Here is a 20,910-nt window from a genome sequence, read left to right on the forward strand (position 1 = left end):
GGATCCGATATGACAAACAAAACAAATAAGGTTGTCACTATTACGCTCAACCCAGCATTGGATTTAACAGGTTCAGTAAATGAACTAAACGTTGGTTCCGTGAGCTTAGTACAGCAAAGCAATCTCCACGCTGCTGGTAAAGGTGTCAACGTAGCAAAAGTATTGAGCGATTTAGGCGCAGACGTCACGGTTACCGGCTTTCTCGGTAAAGATAACCCTGAGCTATTTCATCAGCTTTTCAATGACATCAACGTTAAGAATGAATTTGTGGAAGTAAAGGGTGCCACTCGTATCAACGTTAAGCTGGTTGAGGCCAATGGCAACGTCAGTGATATCAACTTCCCTGGCGTTCAAGTAGCTGCCGACGAAATTACTCGCTTTGAGGAGACACTATTTCGTCTAGCGGAGACGCATGATTACTTTGTATTGGCAGGCAGCCTACCGGTCGGTGTTACTGCAGAGCAATGCGCAGCATGGATTGAGAAGCTGCATCAGCAAGGCAAGAAAGTGTTGTTCGATAGCAGCAAAGCAGCACTACGCGCAGGCATCGACGCTCATCCTTGGTTGATCAAACCAAACGACGAAGAGCTAAGTGACTTTGTCGGCGAGCACCTTTCAACGCCAGAACAATGCCAAGCTGCTGCGCAAACACTGAGCGACAAAGGCATAGAAAACATCGTGGTTTCTATGGGACCTGACGGTGTTATGTGGCTCAACCAAGGCGAATGGCTTAGTGCAAAACCACCTCGAATGAATGTAGTGAGCACCGTTGGCGCAGGCGATACGCTGGTCGCTGGCTTGTGTTGGGGCCACATGCAACTGATGCCTAAAAACGATTTATTGCGCTTCGCTACGGCACTTTCTGCTTTGGCAGTTAGTCAAGTTGGCGTAGGGCTAACCAGTCAGGAAGAACTGGAAAATATCAAGCGACAAACTGAAGTTAGCGCGCTTTACCCTATTACAAACTTAGAACAAAACTAAGGAACAGAAGGTTATCGTATGAATATTGCCATTATTACTGCCTGTCCGAGCGGTGTAGCAAATAGCATCCTTGCGGCAGGATTACTAGAACAAGCCGCCGCAAAATTAAACTGGAATGCCAAAATAGAATGTCAATCAAGTGTGGTTGAACCAACACTATTGACGGAAGCTGACGTTGAACAAGCAGAAGTCATTGTCATTGCGGCAAATACTAGCGTCGACACTTCTCGTTTTGTAGGAAAAAAGGTTTACCAAGCGGAAATTAGCGAAGTAGCAAAAGACGCAACTGCGTTTCTCCAGCAAGCGGTTGAAAACGCCACTTTACTTGAAAAAGCAACCACACTTGCAGCCCCTATCACTACAGATACAACATCAGCATCAAAGAAGATTGTTGCAATCACGGCATGCCCTACTGGCGTTGCGCATACCTTTATGGCGGCAGAAGCTTTAGAAGAAGAAGGCAAGCGTCGTGGCCATCAAATCAAGGTGGAAACTCGTGGTTCAGTTGGCGCTAAAAACCAACTGACTGAGCAAGAAATTGCAGACGCCGATCTGGTGATCATTGCTGCGGATATTGAAGTGCCACTTGATCGCTTTAACGGCAAAAAGATGTACCGCACGAAAACAGGTCCAGCTCTGAAGAAAACAGCCGAAGAGATGGACAAAGCATTCGAGCAAGCCACGGTGTATCAACATTCTGGTTCAGCTAACTCTTCATCTTCCACCGAAGAGAAAAAAGGCGCTTACAAACACCTAATGACGGGTGTTTCGCACATGCTTCCTGTCGTCGTTGCAGGTGGTTTGATCATCGCTCTATCTTTCGTGTTCGGTATTGAAGCATTTAAAGAAGAAGGCACACTAGCAGCAGCCTTGATGAACATTGGTGGTGGCTCTGCATTCGCATTGATGATTCCTGTACTTGCTGGTTACATCGCGTTCTCAATTGCTGACCGTCCGGGTCTGGCTCCTGGTCTTGTTGGCGGTATGCTAGCAAGTTCAACGGGTGCTGGTTTCCTAGGTGGTATCGCAGCTGGCTTCATTGCCGGTTATGCAGCGAAGCTCCTTGCGGACAAAGTAAAACTCCCACAATCGATGGAAGCGCTTAAACCAATTCTGATCATTCCATTTGTAGCAACATTGTTCACTGGCCTTGTCATGATCTACATCGTAGGCGGCCCAGTTTCAGGCATCATGAACGGCCTGACTGACTTCCTAAACAACATGGGTTCTGACAGTGCAGTACTACTGGGTATTATCCTTGGCGCAATGATGTGCTTCGACCTAGGAGGCCCGGTAAACAAAGCCGCTTACGCATTTGGTGTTGGCCTTCTGGCTTCACAAACTTACGCACCAATGGCGGCAATCATGGCCGCAGGTATGGTTCCTGCGCTAGGTATGGGTTTAGCGACCTTCATTGCGAAGAACAAATTTGAACAAAATGAACGTGAGGCTGGTAAAGCATCATTTGTCTTGGGCCTGTGTTTCATCTCTGAAGGCGCAATTCCATTTGCTGCGAAAGATCCAATGCGCGTGATTCCATCTTGTATGGCAGGTGGCGCGCTTACTGGTGCCCTATCGATGCTATTCGGTGCGAAATTAATGGCACCACACGGCGGTCTATTCGTGCTGCTAATTCCTAACGCAATTTCACCAGTATTAATGTATTTAGTGGCTATTGCAGCGGGTACAGCGGTAACTGGCTTTACTTACGCATTCTTAAAAAGCAAAGCAGAAGCGAAGCAAGAAGTCGCAGCTTAATTAGAGCGACTCCGGTTAACAATGCCACCCTCGAATTTGGCATTTAGCACCTCCCTTTAATTCCGGTTAAGGGAGGTGTTTTTTATTCCGCAGCCGGAACGGCTACAATGTCTACTTCCCCACTGCTCATATCCACCGTTGCTTGATAAGCGCTATGCGGATCACCGTAGTGCTTGAAGGTAAAGTGGTAAACGTTAGCTGGCGTCCACAAGGTTTTTGACTCTGCGGGCAGAATGTCATAGCCGTCTTGCTGATAAAGCTCTGTCGCCATTACATTTGCGATTGCCGCCTGCTGGTTAGCGTCTCGATCCACCTTTGGCTCTAGTGACGGGTTACTTGGATAAGACTCACCGTTGTAACTCATGAGTCGATATGAGCCATTACTCCAAACGATAAAGTCCTGCCAACCATTACTGTAACTGTCGGCTAGTACAATAGGCGTGCGAGTTACCGACATTCGATTAATAACGTTTCCCTCATTATCAAACATATATGCAGAGCAGCCACCACTACCACAGAAATAGCGATCTTGAAGCAACACTATGTGTTCTGCCTTGCCGTCGCTGTTTAGGTCGGCGCTACCCGATAGATAACGTAGATTGTCTTGCTCGAGCGACAGCCCTTCAGGGGCTAAAACCTTACTATCAATCCAACTGGAAATGACTTCAGCACTAACACTGTTGACTTTAGGGGCAGGTTGTTTGGTTTGTGTCGGCATGCTATCCGTCGCGGTGCAGCCAACCAAGGTGAAAGAACCAACGAAGAAGAGTCCGTTTAATATGCGCTTATTCATGTAATCTCAATCTTTGATGTGTCGTTACATCAGTATACGCATGATTTGCATTGTAATCGTAAGAAAATCATTAAAATCAAGCAAATGAATGGTTTGGTATATATTAGTAAGATCAAAAAAGCCCCGAAGAAAACCTTCAGGGCTAGGCAGGAAGCTGGCAAATAGCCAGGAGTCCCTATGCAGTGGTCGGTTTTACCCTAAACAGAATTGCAAACATCACTGGCACCACTATCAGTGTCAGTACAGTAGCAAAACCAAGACCTGCCATAATCGTTATTGCCATCGAGCCAAAGAAGGCATCGAAGACCAGTGGAATCATCCCCAAGATAGTCGTTAGCGCAGCCATACTTACCGGACGAACGCGGCTTATCGCACTATCGACAATCGCGAGGTAAGGATCTTTACCTGACTCCAACTCAAGGTTAATTTGGTCAAGCAACACAATACCGTTTTTCAAAATCATGCCACTTAGGCTTAACAAACCAAGGAATGCTGTAAAACTGAACGGCATGTTCGTGGTAAGCAAACCAAAAGCAACGCCAATGATCGCTAACGGAACGGTGAACCAAATGACCAACGGCTTTTTGATTGAGTTAAACAGTAAAATAGTAATGATGAACATCAACAAGTAACCCATCGGCAATGAACCGAATAGGCCTTCTTGTGCATCTTTGGATGATTCGTACTCACCACCCCATGTGATTTCGTACCCTTCTGGAACATGCAATGCCATCACTTTAGGCTGTACACGAGCAAATAAGCTTGCTGCCGTGTCGTCACTCAACACATCATGGTCCGCGAGAACGGTTAACGTACGCTTACGGTCACGACGCTGAATTAGCGGCTCACTCCAATCCAGTTGAACGCCATCAATCACTTGATCAACCGGAATATACGTTTGCAACGAAGGACTCCAAATGGTCACGTTTTGTAGTGATTCAAAATCTACGCGTTCTTCTTCAGGAAGGCGTGTCATAATTGGCAACGTATGTGTACCATCACGCAAGTAACCTAAGGTGCTACCACCAAACGCCATTTGCAGTGTGCTTGAAAGATCTTCTTTCGAAATACCTAAGCGACGAGCTTTAGACTCATTGAAAACGGGTACAAGTTCCTTGGTGCGCTCTCGCCAATCGTGACGAATGTTTCGGGCACCAGGATCGGTATGAAGGATGTCTTCAACTTGCACCGCCAAGTCACGTAAAACTTGTGGATCAGGGCCAGTAATACGCGCTTCGATCTTAGACGCTGGTGATGGACCAAATTCCATCAATTTAAACTGGAACGTAGGCGCATCAAATGTTTTCGCCAGATTCTCATCTAACTTATGCAGTAAACCAAACATTTTCTCACGATCAGTCGCGCGAACTTGGAACTGAGCGTACGCTTCGTAACTTTTTTCTGGTTGATAGGTTAAAGCAAAACGCTGTAGGCCCTGCCCAATCGAAGCAGAAACAAAGTCAATATCATCTTGCTGACGAATGTAGCTTTCGACCTCTTCAGCTTTTTTGATCGTTTCACGGATGTCAGTACCCTCTGGCATCCACATATCCACGTAGAACATCGGCGTATTCGATGGTGGGAAGAACTGCTGTTTTACATTACCAAATGCCACGACAGCACCCACTAATAGCGCCACCATGCCAGCAACGGTAAGCCAGCGGAATCGCAATGCAAATTTCAGCGATGCCCCAAATACGACAAACAACCAGCCTTTATAAGGATCATCTTCGCTAGTACCTTGCTCTTTGTTTTCCTCTTTCAACAAAAGATCGGCAAGGAAAGGCGTCAGTGTAATAGCGGTAATCCAGCTTAAAAATAGTGAGAAACACAGCACCCAGAATAGAGAGCCCATGAACTCACCTGTCGCATCTTGCGACAAGCCGATAGGTGCAAAAGCCGTAATTGCAATAACAGTCGCGCCCAGCAAAGGCCATTGTGTTTGCTTTACAATATCGACAGCCGCTTGAACTTTGGTACGCCCTTTCTTTAGGCCAACCAATATGCCTTCCACGACAACAATCGCGTTATCAACCAGCATACCTAAGGCAATAATTAACGCGCCAAGAGAAATACGATGCAGTTCGATGTTGTTGTAATTCATCAAAATGAAGGTACCAAATACCGTCAATAACAACACAACTCCAATGATGACACCACTGCGTAAACCCATAGTAAACAGCAACACAATGATTACGATCGCCACTGCCTCCGCTAGACTAATTACAAACGCTTTAACAGATTCATCCACCTCATTGGCTTGGTTGTAAAAGTAGTTCATATCGATGCCAGCAGGCTTGATAGACTCAAGGCTCGCGAGCTCCGCATCCAAACGTTCACCAACCTCAACCACGTTCACACCCGATGCAAACGAGATACCGATATTAATCGCTTTTTGACCGTTAAAGAGTACGACGTTGCCTGGCTTCTCTTGAATACCGCGAGAAATCGTTGCTACGTCTTTTAGACGAATTAGATTTCCTGTGTCACGGCCATGAATGATCAGATTTTCTAGTGCTTCTACAGTGTTTAAGGTGCCGCTTGGGCGAATAACAAGGCTTTCGCCATTGACCATCACTTCCCCTGCTGAAACCACATTGTTTTGCTGGTTCAACAAGCTCGAAACCACATTCATGTCTAAGTTCAGTGCAGCAAGGCGATCAAGTGAGATCTCAACGAATAGCATTTCTTGCTGATCGCCCGTGATGTCTACCTTACCAACACCATCAACAAGCTCGATTTCACGGGTCAGGTAATCCGCATAACGTTTCAGCTCTACATAGTCGTAATCGTCACCAGTGAGCATTAACATCACGCCATAAACGTCACCGAAATCATCAATGATCTGTAAAGACTGAACACCTTGAGGCAATGATGGTCGTAAATCATTAATTTTACGGCGCATTTCATCCCAAATTTGCGGCAGTTCATCAGGACCATAGTCCATTTCCATGCTCACCGTTATTTGAGACATACCATTAGAAGACGTAGAGGTAATTTTGTCGATATAAGGGAGTTTTCGAATCTCTTTTTCTAGAGGATACGTCAGCTCTTCTTCAACTTCTTTTGACGTCGCGCCAGGGTATGTTGAGATGATCATGGCATCTTTGATCGTAAATGCCGGGTCTTCTAATCGTCCAAGCTCCAAAAATGACGTTAAACCACCAACAGCAAGGATAATAATGAACAACCAGCTGATGACTTTGTTTTTTATTGAATACTCAGCAATGTTCATTATTGGTTATTCTCCACAACATCCACATGTTTACCTTCGCGTAATTTACGCAGATTTGAATTAATCAGAATATCGCCCTGGCTAACACCTGACGACACAATGGCTCCATTGCCATTCACTTGAGAAATCATGACAGGCACTCGTGTGACAATGTCACCTTCTTTTTTCCACACAAAGAACTCATTCCCTTCACTGCCTGCTTGAAGCGCCGTGACAGGAACACTGTAACCATCAATAGAGGTAATGCCCGCCTTCACCATATCGACCAAAACGCTTACGCTGGTTCCCGGCAATATCTCTGTTTTTGGCTGTGGCATCGTCAAGTACATTTCGTAGGTTTGAGTTTCAGCGTTGGGTTCACTTGTGTGCTCTAAATAGTCCAAAGCAAATCTGCCATCGATGCCGGAGAAGGTTGCTCTAGGCTTGTAGCTCATGCTGTCTGAGTTTGGGTCTACCATCGCTAAAACATTGTCGGAAAGCTCAATACGCACGTAAACCAAATCGTTTTGGTATAGGTTTAACACGGGTTCACCAATTGCCACACGCTCAAAACGTTCTTTGAAAACATCAGATACTTTACCGGCGAACGGGGCGAATAAACGGGTGTAATTCAATTGATTGGTCGCGTTATAGAAAGTAGCCTCAGCTAGCTCTTTATTGGCGGTTAGCTCATCAAGTTCCGCTTTTGAAATCATTTGACGTGCATGCAAGTCTTCACCGCGTTTAAGCTGACGAATTGCGAGTGTGTATTGTGCTTCTGCGTCATTCACGGCTTGCTTCTCTTTGCTATCATCTAGCTTTGCGATCATTTGCCCCTGCTTCACAACGTCACCCGCTTTAACCAATACGTGCTGAACTTCCCCAGCGCGGCGAAATGCCATTGGCGTTTGCTCTGCAGGCACTACTATGCCTTTGAACGCGCGATGTTGACTTTCTACTGGTGCATCCACCGAGATAGTCGACACAAAAAGTGGCTGCTCGACGATAGCTTGGTTTTCATTTTTGCACCCTGTTAAAACTGCAAGTGCAATCGCAGAGATCGTAAGTAGAGAACGTTTCATTAAATGCCTCCCTCACGAACCCAAGCTTTCACCACTTGTCCTTCAACCAGTCTCTCAACACCAGCAATAACAACGTAATCATTGTTATCAAGCCCGGCTTTCACACCACCTGCTGCGTCAAGTGACACAGTGACTTTATTGACCTGCTGCGTGCTTCTGTCCATTACCCAAACTTCACCTTGCGTCCCATTTTTGTTGACCCAAGCAGACTGAGGTAACGTCATCGCGTCCGATACATGTTGTTTAGCAATGTGTACCTGCCCAGTCATACCTGTCAGCAAATTGCGATCTTCTGGTCGAGTGATGGTCACGATCGCCTCATAACTATTGGTATCGATGTTTGGCTGCGTCGAAATTTCTTTAAATTGCCCAGGGATACGTTTTCCTGGCTCGCTATCCATCGTCACCCACATATCGGAGTTTTGCAGTGACTCAAGTGATACAGATTCCGCATAACTTACTGGCAAGGTGAACGACACATCCAACGTCGTGTTATCAATGAGATTCAAGATCTCCTGCTTCTCTGCTACTACTTGAAACGGGTTGACATAGGTATATGACACAATGCCATCAAACGGTGCGTGAATTTTGGTATAGCTCAAATCGGTTTTAGCTTGTTCGTAGTTCGCCAATGCCGCTTTATATTGAGTTTCTTTCTGATCGTACTCATCAGTACTAATGAGTTTTTTTCCGTAAAGGTTTTTCGCGCGGTCCCATTGTGTTTTCGCTAACGCGTACTGCGCTTGAGCGGCATCTAACGCAAGCTGAAGATCTTTAGGGTCTAACGTTGCGAGCACTTCACCTTTTTGGACTTTTTGACCCATGCGTACACGTAATTCATCAACCTCTCCATCAACCTGAAAAGAAAGCTGCGCGCGATGTGTTGCATCAATACGCGCTAAAAAGGCGTGCGAGTCTTCAAGTTCTAGGTCTTTCACCGCCAGTAATTTTACAGGTTTGATTAAAGGTTCAGACGGCTCAGAAATGGCTTTATTACACCCAGTTAGCATCCCAGAAAGACTTAATGTCACCACTGCGCCAACTAAAGTGCGCTTTAAATATTGTTTTCGCACCCGCTTTCTCCGTAGGTTTTATATATTACACAGCCGTGCAGTATAAGCAGAATTTGAAATTGATCAACATATTTTCCAGGTGGATAGCAAATTAATTAGTCAAAGCGTTCGGTTTCTGGTAAAAGTAAGCGCGTGATTAATATTCGGGAAAATTCGAACTATGAATGAAAGAAAGCAGGGGCGTAGAAGTGCTGAAGCAGCAGAACAAACTAAGTGTCTGATCCTTAAAGTGGCAGCAGATATGTTTTGTGAACTTGGTTACGAGCGTGTCTCGCTGCGCAATATCAGTGAAAAGGCTGGTGTTTCACATAGTTTGATCCGTCACCACTTCGGCAGCAAAGAGAAAATCTGGCAAGCGGTTAGCGATGCAATGGACGAGTTCATGCAGTGCTATATGGCTGAACTCATCAATGAAATGCCGGAGAACACACCTTCGAATAGAAAAATTTATCTGTTTATGGTTCGCATGCTAGCATTTGCTCTCGTCAATCCTCACCCAGTACAGATGATCGCCGATGCCATTCGACAAGGCGATGACGGTGCTCTGCTGCAGTATTTCTTAAAGTCAAAAGATGAGTTCGCTGCAATATTTACCGGAATTTTCGAGCAGTACAACAGCGAAAACCCTAATGCACAATTTGATCAGTGGGAATCAAAGTGGCAAATGTTGATCTTCGCACATGGTGCTGTCAGTCTCGCGCCAATGATGCAAGAAACATGGCCGGATATTGCAGATAATCGCGAAAAACTGCTGATCAAGCATTGGGAATTGTTTAATACCATTATGGCCTCTCAATTTGGGATCCCAAAAGAAGAGATGATTCATCCGGAAAAGCTTGAAGATATCGTTATTGATATGTGCTGTACTATTGATGAAGCAGTAAACTAAAAGTAAACAAGCGAAAAGAAGACATAAAAAATGCCGAGCTACAAAGCTCGGCATTTTTGTTTCAATTCGTTTTAACCACGGTAGTAACGTTGTGGTACGAACGGCATTTTTTCAACTGTCATTGGTAGCATTTTACCACGCACTTCAGCGAACACTTCAGTACCAATCGCCGCCAAATCCGCACGAACATAACCCATTGAGACTGGCTTACCTGCATTCGGACCCGCCGTACCGCTGGTTACAACGCCAATTTTAACGCCGTCAGCATCAAACAGTTCAACACCTTCACGCACTGGCGCTTTGGTTTGACCTACTAGACCCACACGCTTACGCGCCACATCTTTAGTCTCAATCTGCTTAAGAATAATGTCTGCGCCAGGGAAACCACCTTCACGTTCACCACCAATACGACGAACTTTTTGGATACCCCATAGCAAGCTCGCTTCAACAGGTGTTGTTGTTGTGTCTAGGTCATGACCGTATAGACAAAGGCCACACTCAAGACGAAGTGAATCACGAGCACCAAGGCCAATCCATTCAACTTCATCTTCCGCAGTCAGTTTACGTGCTAGCTCTTCCGCTTTGTCAGCAGGAACCGAGATTTCGTAACCGTCTTCGCCTGTATAACCACTACGAGAAACAATGCACTCGGCGCCTAAAATATCGACTTTACGAATATCCATGAACAGCATTTCAGAAACTTCTGGTGCAAAACGCGCCAATACAGCCGCCGCTTTAGGGCCTTGGATTGCAAGTAGAGCTCGGTCTTCGATAATTTCTAGCTCAACACCAGATGGTAAATGCGCTTGTAGGTGTGCGATATCTTGCGCTTTACATGCTGCGTTCACAACCACAAACAGATGATCGCCTAGGTTAGCCACCATCAAGTCGTCCATGATGCCGCCCTCTTCATTAGTGAAAAAAGCGTAACGCTGTTTACCAGACTCAAGATCCACAATATCCACTGGAACTAATGTTTCTAGGAACGCAGCTGCACCGTCACCAATTAGGCGAAGCTGTCCCATGTGAGAAACGTCAAACAGACCTGCCGCATCACGAGTATGTAAGTGTTCCTTCTTTACGCCTAGAGGATACTGAACAGGCATATCGTAACCCGCGAACGGGACCATTTTGGCACCAACTTCAACGTGAAGTGCGTGTAGTGGTGTTTTCAGTAGTTCTTGAGTCATTTTCGTCTCCATTTAGATAGACCCGAGAATGCTATCGGCATTCGATGTGTTTCCAATAATAAACATGGCTCATTCTATTTTGCACGAACAAGACGTAGATCGACTTGCAAAAGTGTGACTCTTAACATTTTAATCACAACAAATCGTACAAAAAAAGCGCTTTAATGAGCAAGTTCTCATCAAAAAAGCGCCTTTTCATCATAACGACCACCAACAGCAATCGTTTGCTTTCACTATAGGAAATTTACAAGTATTTATCACTATTTGGCTGTCACCCACAAAATGAGCGCATCTTCCTCGCTAACACTGGTCAACATATGTCCCATATTTGCATCGTAATAAACGCTGTCTCCCTCGCTTAAAACAACAGGTTCGTAAAACTCAGAATAGAACATAACCTCGCCAGATAAGATAAGTAAAAATTCTTCGCCGTCATGACGAACCCAGTCTTTATATTCATCAAAACTACGAGCTCGAATTTGGCTCTTAAACGGCATCATTTTCTTATTGGAAAGTTGTGTCGCGAGCAGTTCATGTTCATAGGTTTGTGTTGGGTGTGGTTTACCTTCATTCTTCTTGGTAACATCCCTGCGCCCTGTCGCTACCTTTTTTCTAGGTGGCTCAAAGAGTTGTGGCATGTCAATTTGTAAGCCTAGTGCCAATTTTTGCATCGCTTGAAACGTCGGGGAGATCTGCTCATTTTCTATTTTGCTCAGTGTAGATCGAGCAAGCCCGGTTCGCTGACTCGCTTCTTCTAATGTGATACCGAGTTTCGAGCGGATATCCTTAATACGCTGGCCCAGTTTTAACGGCTCGATATTTTGGTCATGTTGCTCTTTTGCCAACGTCATCGATGGGTATTCATCGTAAATACTTTCTGCCATAAATCCCTCTATAGATATCCATATTTTTTGTCTTACTCGCATTGTGCATGAAGCACATAGTGGATAGAAGTCCACCAAGTGAATTAAAGCGTGCTCTTGTTAACAAATTTTGAAATCTTGTTTCCTATAGGAAATTTTTGGTTGATTGTTCCCGTCACAGGCGCTATGTTACCAACTTGTTAGATGTAGAGATGCATATTTCCGTAAGAGATTGGTAAAGGAAACACGCCATCCAACGGAGTTTTTGCCCAAATTTAGGGCCGGATGTTCACTCTGTTCTGCTACGCAGTTCAGCTGTTTTTGAGGACAAATGAACCACAACCGCAAATCATAACTCATCTATTGCGGGTTCATTTTCAGATTTGGAAGGTCAACTACCATGAATAAGAGTTACCCTAACCACAGCTTGGAAAACTTTTTCTCTACCAACCTCTCTGCGACAGATGATGCTGTCTTTGCTGGAATTCAAGCGGAATCCGCTCGCCAAAACGAACAAATTGAACTTATCGCTTCCGAGAACATTGTTTCTAAAGCGGTAATGCAAGCTCAAGGCACATGCCTAACAAACAAATACGCTGAAGGTTACCCAGGTCGTCGTTACTATGGTGGTTGTGAGCACGTAGATACAGTGGAAGCCATTGCTATCGAACGCGCAAAAAAACTTTTCAATTGTGAATACGCAAACGTTCAACCACACTCAGGGGCACAAGCAAACGGCGCAGTAAAGCTGGCACTGCTTCAACCTGGTGACACCATTCTTGGTATGTCTTTAGACGCAGGTGGTCACCTGACGCACGGCGCACGCCCTGCACTTTCTGGTAAATGGTTTAATGCAGTTCAATACGGTGTTGATCGCGAAACACTAGAAATTAACTACGAAGATGTTCGTGAGCTAGCACTTGAGCACCAACCTAAAATGATCATCGCAGGTGGTAGCGCTATTCCACGTACTATCGACTTTGCAAAATTCCGTGAAATCGCAGACGAAGTAAATGCAATTCTTATGGTCGACATGGCGCACATCGCTGGTCTTATCGCAACAGGCGCACACCCTAGCCCATTGCCACACGCACACGTTGTTACGACTACAACACACAAAACATTGCGTGGCCCTCGCGGCGGTATGATTCTTACTAACCACGAAGACATCATTAAGAAAATCAACTCAGCCGTATTCCCTGGCCTACAAGGTGGCCCACTGATGCACGTTATCGCAGCCAAAGCGGTCGCATTTGGTGAAGCGCTTGGCCCTGAATTTAAAACTTATATTGATTCGGTGATCAATAACGCAAAAGTCCTAGCGGAAGTATTGCAAACTCGCGGTTGCGACATCGTAACTGGTGGCACAGACACGCACCTAATGCTGGTTGACCTTCGTCCGAAAGGGTTGAAAGGCAATAAAGCAGAAGAAGCTCTAGAGCGTGCTGGGATCACATGTAACAAAAATGGCATCCCATTCGATACAGAGAAGCCTATGATTACATCGGGCATCCGTTTAGGAACGCCTGCGGGTACAAGCCGCGGCTTTGGCGCTGAAGAATTCAAACTCATCGGTAATTGGATTGGTGACGTACTGGACGGTTTAGTGAACAACCCTGAAGGTGACGCAGAAGTTGAAAAACGCGTTCGCAAAGAAGTAAAAGAACTTTGCAGTCGCTTTCCTCTATACCAGTAAACGATTTTTTTGAAATCATAATAATTCCTGACAAGTTATTCGGAGATTAAGCAATGGACAAAACACTGAAGTTTGCAGATAGCCACGAGTGGGTACGTGACAACGGTGACGGCACAGTAACAATTGGTATTTCTGAGCATGCACAAGAAATGCTAGGTGACGTGGTATTCGTTGACCTACCAGACGTAGAAGACGAAGTTGAAGCAGGTGAAAGCTTCTCTCTCGTTGAATCTGTAAAAGCAGCGTCAGACATCTACGCACCAATCACTGGTGAAATCGTAGAAATCAATGAAGAACTAGAAGACAGCCCAGAGCTAATTAACGAAGAGCCGTACGAAGGTGGCTGGATCGTAAAAGTGAAGATGTCTGATGTATCTGAACTAGATAACCTGAAAGACGCAGACGAATACCTAAACTCTATCGAAGAAGAGTAATTAGGATGTGACGAAAGCTGTTCCCTAACCTGTTTAGAGAACAGCTTTTTTTCTAGGTTCGGACGTATAATTTAATTTATCAGTAACGCAAATCCGTTACCCGAACCAAGGAGTAGGTAAAGGACAATGACTGAATTACTTCAAAGCCTCAGCACACAAAACGAGTTCGTTGCTCGCCACAATGGACCAAACAAATCTGACCAACAGAAAATGTTGGAAGCGATCAACGCAGTTAGCCTAGATTCGCTTATCGACGAAACCGTACCAGCACAAATTCGCCTAGAGCAACCAATGAGCTTGGCAGAAGCGAAAAGCGAAGCAGACATGCTGGCAGCAATGCGTAAGTTCGCCGATCAGAACCAAGTTAAACGTACATTCATTGGTCAGGGTTACTACAACACCTTCACGCCGAATGTGATTCTACGCAACGTGATGGAAAACCCGGGCTGGTACACTGCTTACACCCCTTACCAACCAGAGATCTCACAAGGTCGTTTAGAAGCACTTCTAAACTACCAACAAATGGTGATGGATCTTACTGGTATGGAAATCGCGAACGCGTCATTGCTCGATGAAGCAACGGCAGCAGCAGAAGCGATGACACTTTGTAAGCGTGCGGGTAAAAGCAAGAGCAACGTATTCTTCGTTGCTGACGACGTTCACCCACAAACCATCGAAGTGGTAAAAACTCGTGCGAAATTCATCGGCTTTGAAGTCTTGGTTGGTTCTTTAGAATCACTACCAGAGCAAGACGTGTTCGGTGCACTAGTTCAATACCCAAGTACAACAGGTGAAGTTCGTGACCTAACGGACATCATCGCTAAAGCGCAAGCAAACAAAACACTAGTGACTGTAGCAACGGACCTTCTTGCTTCTACCCTACTTAAACCTGCAGGTGAAATGGGCGCAGACGTAGCAATCGGTTCAGCACAACGTTTTGGCGTGCCGATGGGTTACGGCGGTCCACACGCTGCTTTCATGGCAACTCGTGATAAGCACAAGCGTACAATGCCTGGGCGTGTTATCGGTGTTTCTATCGATACCAACGGTAACCAAGCACTGCGTATGGCAATGCAAACGCGTGAACAGCACATCCGTCGTGAAAAAGCGACTTCAAACATCTGTACTGCTCAAGCACTGCTAGCGAACATGGCGTCTTTCTACGCGGTTTACCACGGCGCAGAAGGTCTACGCACGATTGCTCGTCGTACGCACCACATGACAGCCATCCTAGCCGCTGGCCTAACTAAAGGCGGCTTCGAGCTTGCTCACAACAGCTTCTTCGACACCATCACTATCAACACAGGTGCACAAACTGAAGACCTATACGCGAAAGCACTAGCCGCAGACATCAACCTACGTAAGTTGGGTACTCAGCTAGGTGTGAGCTTCGACGAAACCACAACCGTGGCAGATGTAGAAGCCCTATTCGCAGTATTCGGTGTGAAAGAAGAAGTCGCAGCACTATCAACTGAAATCGCAGGCAACGAGTTTGCAGCCATTCCAGAAGCATTGCGCCGCACAACAGAATATCTAACACACCCTGTGTTTAACACGCACCACAGCGAAACACAGATGATGCGTTACCTAAAACAGCTAGAGAACAAAGACTTCTCACTCACGCACGGCATGATCCCACTGGGCAGCTGTACGATGAAGCTGAACGCAGCAGCAGAGATGATTCCAGTAACTTGGCCTGAGTTTGGTTCGATCCACCCGTTCGCACCAGCAGAACAAGCAGCTGGTTACGCAGCACTCGCAAAAGACCTTAAAGAAAAGCTATGTGAAATCACTGGCTATGACGCATTCTCACTACAACCAAACTCTGGTGCATCGGGTGAGTACGCAGGCCTTATCGCGATTCAACGCTACCACGAAAGCCGTGGCGAAGGTCACCGCAACGTATGTTTGATCCCAAGCTCTGCGCACGGTACTAACCCTGCGACAGCATCTATGGTGTCAATGAAAGTGGTTGTGGTTAAGTGTGATGAAGAAGGCAACATCGACATCGACGACCTAGCAGCGAAAATCGAGAAACACAAAGACAACCTATCAAGCATTATGATCACTTACCCTTCTACGCACGGCGTTTACGAAGAGAAAGTGAAAGAAGTGTGTGAAATGGTTCATGCCGCTGGCGGTCAGGTTTACCTAGACGGCGCTAACATGAACGCGCAGGTTGGTCTAACATCACCAGGCTTCATCGGTTCAGACGTTTCTCACCTAAACCTACACAAAACCTTCTGCATCCCGCACGGTGGTGGCGGTCCGGGTATGGGTCCTATCGGTGTGAAATCTCACCTAGCTCCTTTCTTACCAGGGCATATTGAAGACGGTGTAGAAGGCGCAGATTTCGCAGTATCAGCAGCAGATATGGGTAGCGCTTCTATCCTACCTATCTCTTGGGCTTACATCGCAATGATGGGCGAACCTGGCCTAACAGATGCAACAAAAGTAGCAATTCTGAACGCAAACTACGTGATGGAAACACTTCGCCAACACTACCCTGTTCTTTACCGTGGCAAAAATGGCCGCGTAGCGCACGAATGTATTATCGACATTCGTCCGCTGAAAGAAGAAACAGGTATCAGCGAAGAAGACATCGCGAAGCGTCTAATGGACTACGGTTTCCACGCGCCAACTATGTCGTTCCCTGTAGCGGGCACGCTAATGGTTGAGCCAACGGAATCGGAAGATCTAGAAGAGCTGGACCGCTTCTGTGATGCGATGATCGCTATCCGCGAAGAAATGGAGAAAGTGAAAAACGGTGAATGGCCACTGGATAACAACCCACTTGTTAACGCGCCACACACACAAGTTGATCTTTCAGCTGAAGATTGGGACCGCCCTTACTCTCGCGAGATTGGCTGCTTCCCGTCTAAAGCGACCAAATCTTGGAAGTACTGGCCAACGGTAAACCGCGTAGATAACGTATACGGCGACCGTAACCTAATCTGTTCATGCCCAAGCATCGATAACTACGAAGATTAATTTTTGTAGCCTCTAAATCGACAAAGGCGAACCGTTTGGTTCGCCTTTTTGTTTTTGGTGTGCCGCCCTAACACTTGTTGATACATCGAGAAGGAATGATGGCTAGTTATTGTTTGCACAAAAGTGATTTAGAAATACAGTAACTTCTGAGAACCTTTGAATTAGCACTAATATCTCAGAGCCTTAAAGGCTTGTTGGAAACTCCTCATGAACACTATGCTATGCAGGTGCTATGTAGTTTCTAGTTCAGTTGCAGTAAGTCCCATTTATTACCATAGAGATCTTGGAACACCACCACTGTCCCGTATTCTTCCACACGAGGCTCTTCATTAAATACAACACCATTTTTCTTCATCAACTCGTAGTCACGCCAAAAATCATTAGTTTGCAGAAACAGGAAAACACGACCACCTGTTTGATTTCCTACTGCATGCGTTTGCTCCGGTGTACTCGCTTGAGCTAAAAGTAGGTTTGTACCATTGGAGTTTGGAGGAGAAACTTGAACCCAGCGTTTACCACCACCTAGGTTGGTATCTTCAACCAGAGTGAATTGAAGTTTTTGAGTATAGAATTCGATAGCATCGTCGTAATTTTCAACGACTAGAGCAATGTTTCCGATTTGCTGCTGAACAGTTTTGGCCATGATGATTTCCGCTGTGTCAAAACGCTAATTGTACGCTATTTTGAGACTTTTCTAGAAAGCACATAACGCCTTGCAAATGTGTAAGGCACACAATACGAATGTTTACGCACAGCGCCTTTGTCACTAGAACCTACTAATAATATAGCTACCACAAGTGTCGAATCTTGATTGAGCAACTTATTAAAGCCTTAGCTATAACTCAAGAGCAAATCTCTAACCTAATAAAGAAGGCTGCTTGTATACCACGGTATTATAGTTCTTCTAGTTTTCCCTTAGCTAAATCTTCTTGTTGCTTAAGGAACATGAAGAAGTTTGCCTCACTGATAAACGGGTTACCGCTTGTGCCGAGCTTCTTCCTATTTTCAAAAAGGAAATTTTTATGTGGATGGTTCGAAAGGTTAACGTTCACAATAGGTGCCTGTAGTGAAATTTTTCTAATTTTCTCCATGCTAGTCAGGAACTGGCCAATAACTTCTGGATCATTGCTACTTACGCTATGCCCACCAACGATAAAAGCACGATATTGTTCGCCATTATCTTCAACAGTGAAGTCTAAGGAATAATCACCTTCCGTGTGGCCAGGTGTGAGATAGAACTTAAACTCATGTCCACCAATAACCATAGAGCTATCGCTTTTTATCTCTATGTCTAAATTTGGAGGAAGGAACTTGTTCTCACCTTCGCTTTTGTTTGATTGCTGTATAGATAGTTCATGAGCGCTTTTGGTCATCACGACTTTGGAACCATACTTCTCTTGAAGTAACTGGGCGCCTCCAACGTGGTCAGAATGCCCATGAGTTACCAATATGTGCGTTATTGGCTTATCTTTTAGCCCTAGCTTCTCTAGGTTGATAGGTATCCACTCAGAGTAAGGGAAGTCAAGCGTATCAATGATAACGAGTCCGTCGTCTGTAGCAATGGCATATGATGAGACCCACTTGTCTCCTACATAATAGACATTATCAAACATTTGAAATGGTTCTACATAACCGTTCTTATCATTCATTGCTGGAACATATTGACTTAAGGAAACAAAAGACGAAGCACTTAAAAGTAAACCTACAATAATTTTTTTCACGAAATCACACACAAATATATCCTTAATAATTTCTTATAGAACCTCGCGGATGAGAAAGCTCTAAACGATTTTCAGAGGCAAATACAACTGCAAATACTTTCTACTTAGCTTGAGTTTTAGCTGACCGAATCACTGGTAAACTCGAATCCCATTAACTGCCTATGTATTCATGATTCTTTTAGAGGTTAAATAAATGAACTCAATTGAAGCAGAGTCATGAAGCTTCAATTGAGGTTACCGGCACAGCACAATGTGATAAACCTCTTTCAAGCAAACATTTGAATGCGATTTTTCCAATTTAAGACATGTTCAATAAATGCATCAACTCTTGCAGGCCTTTTATCGCGGTCTCGATACATAATGAATACTTCTTTACCCGAGCATTGCCATTCTGGCAACAAAGGCAGCAGGTTATGTTGATCAAGATTTAGCTCATGAAAGTAATAGGTTGGAATCCACGCAATTCCTAAACCATGGATGACAGCGTCTCTAACTAGTAGTACATCATTTGAAGTGAATTGAAACTTTAGCGGATGATCAAATGTTTCATTGGTGATTTGATTAACTAATTTCCATTGGCTGTCGTTGTTTACCGTAATTAGGCGATGATGCACAAGTTGTTCAGGATGGGTAATCGGTTGGTGTTGTTCTAAATAGCTTCGTGATGCACAAAGCGCAAATGGAATCGACCATAATTTCTGAGCAATCCAGTCTTGTTCAATAAGATCACCAAGACGAAAACTAACATCGACACGGTTAGATACAAGATTGATTTTTTCATTCTGTACATCTAAATCGATACATATCTTCGGATGTTGCTCTGCAAATTCATAAACGCACCGCTTTAACCACATCTGTGTCATGTTAATTGGCGCTGATATTTTGACCGTTCCGCTTAAAGACTGACGCTCAGTCGCAATTCTCGATGTCACATTATTTAAGCTAAGAAGTAACGGCTCACAGAGTTGATAATATTTTTCGCCATCAGTTGTTAACGCAAAGTGGTGTGCACTGCGGTTAAATAGTCTGCAATTTAAGTTTATTTCCAGCCTTTTTAACTTCCGGCTTAGCGTGGCTAACGGGACATTAAGACGCTCAGATGCTTGTGTTAGGCTTTGATAGCGAGCAACAGAAACGAATAACAAAAGGTCATCCAAAGAGTGACATTCCATATTTGGGATTAACCCTCTTAAATTTGGCTATTAAAAATCAAATATGAAATATATAGCATTATCGCGTCAAGTTAATTTTTATCAGGAAGATCTATGTCTAAGCATTTATCAATTTGGTGCGGTGTTGTTGTCGCTATCTTTTTTTGGTCTAGTAACTTTAACGTAATAAAAGCTATTAATAGCGATGTCTCTCCTTTGGATTCAGCGACGTTACGATTTTCCGTTGCAGCTTTAATACTCTTACTGATAAGAGGAACTAAACGCTCTCCATATGGAGCTAAGCTCACACGAAAAAGTATGTTGTCGTTGTTTGTTATAGCAACCGTGGGTGTAACTATCCAAAACTTCTCTATTTTCTCTGCAATGAGCTTTACTACCCCAGTTAACGCAGCGGTTGTTCAGGCAAATCTACCACTTGTCACTATCTTGTTGTCGGGCTTTATTCTCAAAACTTCCATTTCGGTTAAAACTATTTTAGGTGCACTAATCAGTTTTTGTGGAGTGGTAATCGTCATTACAGGGGGAAATATTCATTCTATTAGCAGCAATAGTAATATTGGTGATCTATACATGTTATTTGCTTTAATTAGTGGGTGTTTATACACAATTCTAGCGAAGCGTTTAACATCTCATATCCCAGTAACTCAGCAGTTACGTTGGGTGTTAAGTATTGGTGCCATTCAAATGGTCGCTATAGCGATGTACCACGGCGACTTTAGCCGTAGCTTAAATGCCATAACATTTAAAGACCTATCACTAATAGCGTACATGAGCCTGTTTGGCACTTTGATCGCTTATTACTTTTGGATGAAAGGTGCTATCGTTCTTGGTCCAGATAAAATGTCTCCATTATTTAATATTATGCCGCTATTCACTCTACTGATTTCGTTCATTTCTGGTGAGCAGGCTCAATGGGAAAATGTTTTAGGCGTCTTTATCGTTGCGGCTGGTGTGTATATAGGTAACTCAGCACCTTTTGCTCGTTTACGGAAGGTGGTGGAGTAAAAATAGACGCCAACCTTAAGTCGCATTATTTAGAGCAATACTTTGTTA

The 20,910-nt window shown here is 44.6% G+C and carries 16 protein-coding genes; 7 read left to right on the top strand and 9 right to left on the bottom strand.

The window, feature by feature from the left end; genetic code table 11:
* The first annotated feature begins 9 nt into the window (after positions 1-9).
* Entirely contained in the window at positions 10-981 is a 972-nt protein-coding gene (gene pfkB / locus R8O70_RS13220; RefSeq protein WP_222133252.1) for a 1-phosphofructokinase, read from the top strand.
* Between the two features lie 18 nt (positions 982-999).
* Positions 1,000-2,739, top strand: a complete 1,740-nt coding sequence (gene fruA, locus R8O70_RS13225; protein ID WP_005376409.1) for a PTS fructose transporter subunit IIBC — start codon at positions 1,000-1,002, stop codon at positions 2,737-2,739.
* 82 nt (positions 2,740-2,821) lie between these two features.
* On the opposite strand, the gene R8O70_RS13230 is transcribed toward fruA, so the two are convergent.
* The 4 genes from R8O70_RS13230 to R8O70_RS13245 form a co-directional block, all read right to left on the bottom strand.
* Positions 2,822-3,532 (bottom strand): hypothetical protein, encoded by a 711-nt coding sequence (locus R8O70_RS13230; protein WP_213867693.1) that lies wholly within the window; start codon positions 3,530-3,532, stop codon positions 2,822-2,824.
* Between the two features lie 175 nt (positions 3,533-3,707).
* Positions 3,708-6,767: an efflux RND transporter permease subunit gene (locus tag R8O70_RS13235; protein ID WP_005376413.1), complete on the bottom strand. Its 3,060-nt coding sequence runs from the start codon at positions 6,765-6,767 to the stop codon at positions 3,708-3,710.
* Positions 6,767-7,828, bottom strand: a complete 1,062-nt coding sequence (locus R8O70_RS13240; protein ID WP_017820964.1) for an efflux RND transporter periplasmic adaptor subunit — start codon at positions 7,826-7,828, stop codon at positions 6,767-6,769. Before R8O70_RS13240 ends, R8O70_RS13235 begins: the two co-directional genes overlap by 1 nt.
* A complete protein-coding gene (locus R8O70_RS13245) occupies positions 7,828-8,901 on the bottom strand; it encodes an efflux RND transporter periplasmic adaptor subunit (protein ID WP_318184205.1) in 1,074 nt (357 codons plus the stop codon). Before R8O70_RS13245 ends, R8O70_RS13240 begins: the two co-directional genes overlap by 1 nt.
* A gap of 160 nt (positions 8,902-9,061) precedes the next feature.
* Here R8O70_RS13245 and vdeR point away from each other — a divergent pair, with 160 nt between their 5' ends.
* Positions 9,062-9,790, top strand: a complete 729-nt coding sequence (gene vdeR / locus R8O70_RS13250; protein WP_005376423.1) for an efflux transporter transcriptional repressor VdeR — start codon at positions 9,062-9,064, stop codon at positions 9,788-9,790.
* 71 nt (positions 9,791-9,861) lie between these two features.
* Here the strand turns inward: vdeR and gcvT are convergent, their stop codons facing one another.
* Positions 9,862-10,980 carry a glycine cleavage system aminomethyltransferase GcvT gene (gcvT, locus tag R8O70_RS13255; protein WP_017820967.1) on the bottom strand — a complete coding sequence of 373 codons (1,119 nt, stop codon included), beginning with the start codon at positions 10,978-10,980 and terminating at the stop codon, positions 9,862-9,864.
* A gap of 260 nt (positions 10,981-11,240) precedes the next feature.
* Positions 11,241-11,864, bottom strand: coding sequence for a helix-turn-helix domain-containing protein (locus R8O70_RS13260; protein ID WP_005376429.1), 624 nt, complete (start codon positions 11,862-11,864; stop codon positions 11,241-11,243).
* A 379-nt stretch (positions 11,865-12,243) separates the two neighbouring features.
* Here R8O70_RS13260 and R8O70_RS13265 point away from each other — a divergent pair, with 379 nt between their 5' ends.
* The 3 genes from R8O70_RS13265 to gcvP all read left to right on the top strand — a co-directional run bounded on the left by R8O70_RS13265 (position 12,244) and on the right by gcvP (position 16,964).
* A complete protein-coding gene (locus R8O70_RS13265; RefSeq protein WP_005376430.1) occupies positions 12,244-13,539 on the top strand; it encodes a serine hydroxymethyltransferase in 1,296 nt (431 codons plus the stop codon).
* A 53-nt stretch (positions 13,540-13,592) separates the two neighbouring features.
* Complete coding sequence (gcvH, locus tag R8O70_RS13270) at positions 13,593-13,973, top strand: glycine cleavage system protein GcvH (RefSeq protein WP_005376432.1); 381 nt, start codon at positions 13,593-13,595, stop codon at positions 13,971-13,973.
* Between the two features lie 126 nt (positions 13,974-14,099).
* On the top strand, positions 14,100-16,964 hold the full coding sequence (gene gcvP, locus R8O70_RS13275) for an aminomethyl-transferring glycine dehydrogenase (protein WP_042520777.1): 2,865 nt from the start codon (positions 14,100-14,102) through the stop codon (positions 16,962-16,964).
* Between the two features lie 241 nt (positions 16,965-17,205).
* Here gcvP and R8O70_RS13280 read toward each other — a convergent pair whose 3' ends face one another.
* The 3 genes from R8O70_RS13280 to R8O70_RS13290 all read right to left on the bottom strand — a co-directional run bounded on the left by R8O70_RS13280 (position 17,206) and on the right by R8O70_RS13290 (position 19,857).
* The gene (locus R8O70_RS13280; RefSeq protein WP_005388788.1) at positions 17,206-17,607 is read right to left on the bottom strand and encodes a VOC family protein; all 402 of its coding nucleotides are present in this window, start codon (positions 17,605-17,607) and stop codon (positions 17,206-17,208) included.
* A 250-nt stretch (positions 17,608-17,857) separates the two neighbouring features.
* Positions 17,858-18,685 carry an MBL fold metallo-hydrolase gene (locus R8O70_RS13285; RefSeq protein ID WP_170890114.1) on the bottom strand — a complete coding sequence of 276 codons (828 nt, stop codon included), beginning with the start codon at positions 18,683-18,685 and terminating at the stop codon, positions 17,858-17,860.
* Between the two features lie 266 nt (positions 18,686-18,951).
* Positions 18,952-19,857, bottom strand: a complete 906-nt coding sequence (locus R8O70_RS13290; protein ID WP_318184206.1) for a LysR family transcriptional regulator — start codon at positions 19,855-19,857, stop codon at positions 18,952-18,954.
* 93 nt (positions 19,858-19,950) lie between these two features.
* Between R8O70_RS13290 and R8O70_RS13295 the strand changes: the two genes are divergently transcribed.
* Positions 19,951-20,862: a DMT family transporter gene (locus tag R8O70_RS13295; protein ID WP_318184207.1), complete on the top strand. Its 912-nt coding sequence runs from the start codon at positions 19,951-19,953 to the stop codon at positions 20,860-20,862.
* The last annotated feature ends 48 nt before the right edge of the window (positions 20,863-20,910 follow it).

Source organism: Vibrio sp. 779(2023) (assembly GCF_033344285.1).
Lineage (GTDB): Bacteria > Pseudomonadota > Gammaproteobacteria > Enterobacterales > Vibrionaceae > Vibrio > Vibrio alginolyticus.

Excerpts from the sequence above, each read along its gene's own strand:
- pfkB (WP_222133252.1), top strand. The coding sequence starts at position 10 with ATGACAAACAAAACAAATAAGGTTGTCACTATTACGCTCAACCCAGCA.
- fruA (WP_005376409.1), top strand. The coding sequence starts at position 1,000 with ATGAATATTGCCATTATTACTGCCTGTCCGAGCGGTGTAGCAAATAGC.
- R8O70_RS13230 (WP_213867693.1), bottom strand. The coding sequence starts at position 3,532 with ATGAATAAGCGCATATTAAACGGACTCTTCTTCGTTGGTTCTTTCACC.
- R8O70_RS13235 (WP_005376413.1), bottom strand. The coding sequence starts at position 6,767 with ATGAACATTGCTGAGTATTCAATAAAAAACAAAGTCATCAGCTGGTTG.
- R8O70_RS13240 (WP_017820964.1), bottom strand. The coding sequence starts at position 7,828 with ATGAAACGTTCTCTACTTACGATCTCTGCGATTGCACTTGCAGTTTTA.
- vdeR (WP_005376423.1), top strand. The coding sequence starts at position 9,062 with ATGAATGAAAGAAAGCAGGGGCGTAGAAGTGCTGAAGCAGCAGAACAA.
- gcvT (WP_017820967.1), bottom strand. The coding sequence starts at position 10,980 with ATGACTCAAGAACTACTGAAAACACCACTACACGCACTTCACGTTGAA.
- R8O70_RS13260 (WP_005376429.1), bottom strand. The coding sequence starts at position 11,864 with ATGGCAGAAAGTATTTACGATGAATACCCATCGATGACGTTGGCAAAA.
- R8O70_RS13265 (WP_005376430.1), top strand. The coding sequence starts at position 12,244 with ATGAATAAGAGTTACCCTAACCACAGCTTGGAAAACTTTTTCTCTACC.
- gcvH (WP_005376432.1), top strand. The coding sequence starts at position 13,593 with ATGGACAAAACACTGAAGTTTGCAGATAGCCACGAGTGGGTACGTGAC.
- gcvP (WP_042520777.1), top strand. The coding sequence starts at position 14,100 with ATGACTGAATTACTTCAAAGCCTCAGCACACAAAACGAGTTCGTTGCT.
- R8O70_RS13280 (WP_005388788.1), bottom strand. The coding sequence starts at position 17,607 with ATGGCCAAAACTGTTCAGCAGCAAATCGGAAACATTGCTCTAGTCGTT.
- R8O70_RS13290 (WP_318184206.1), bottom strand. The coding sequence starts at position 19,857 with ATGGAATGTCACTCTTTGGATGACCTTTTGTTATTCGTTTCTGTTGCT.
- R8O70_RS13295 (WP_318184207.1), top strand. The coding sequence starts at position 19,951 with ATGTCTAAGCATTTATCAATTTGGTGCGGTGTTGTTGTCGCTATCTTT.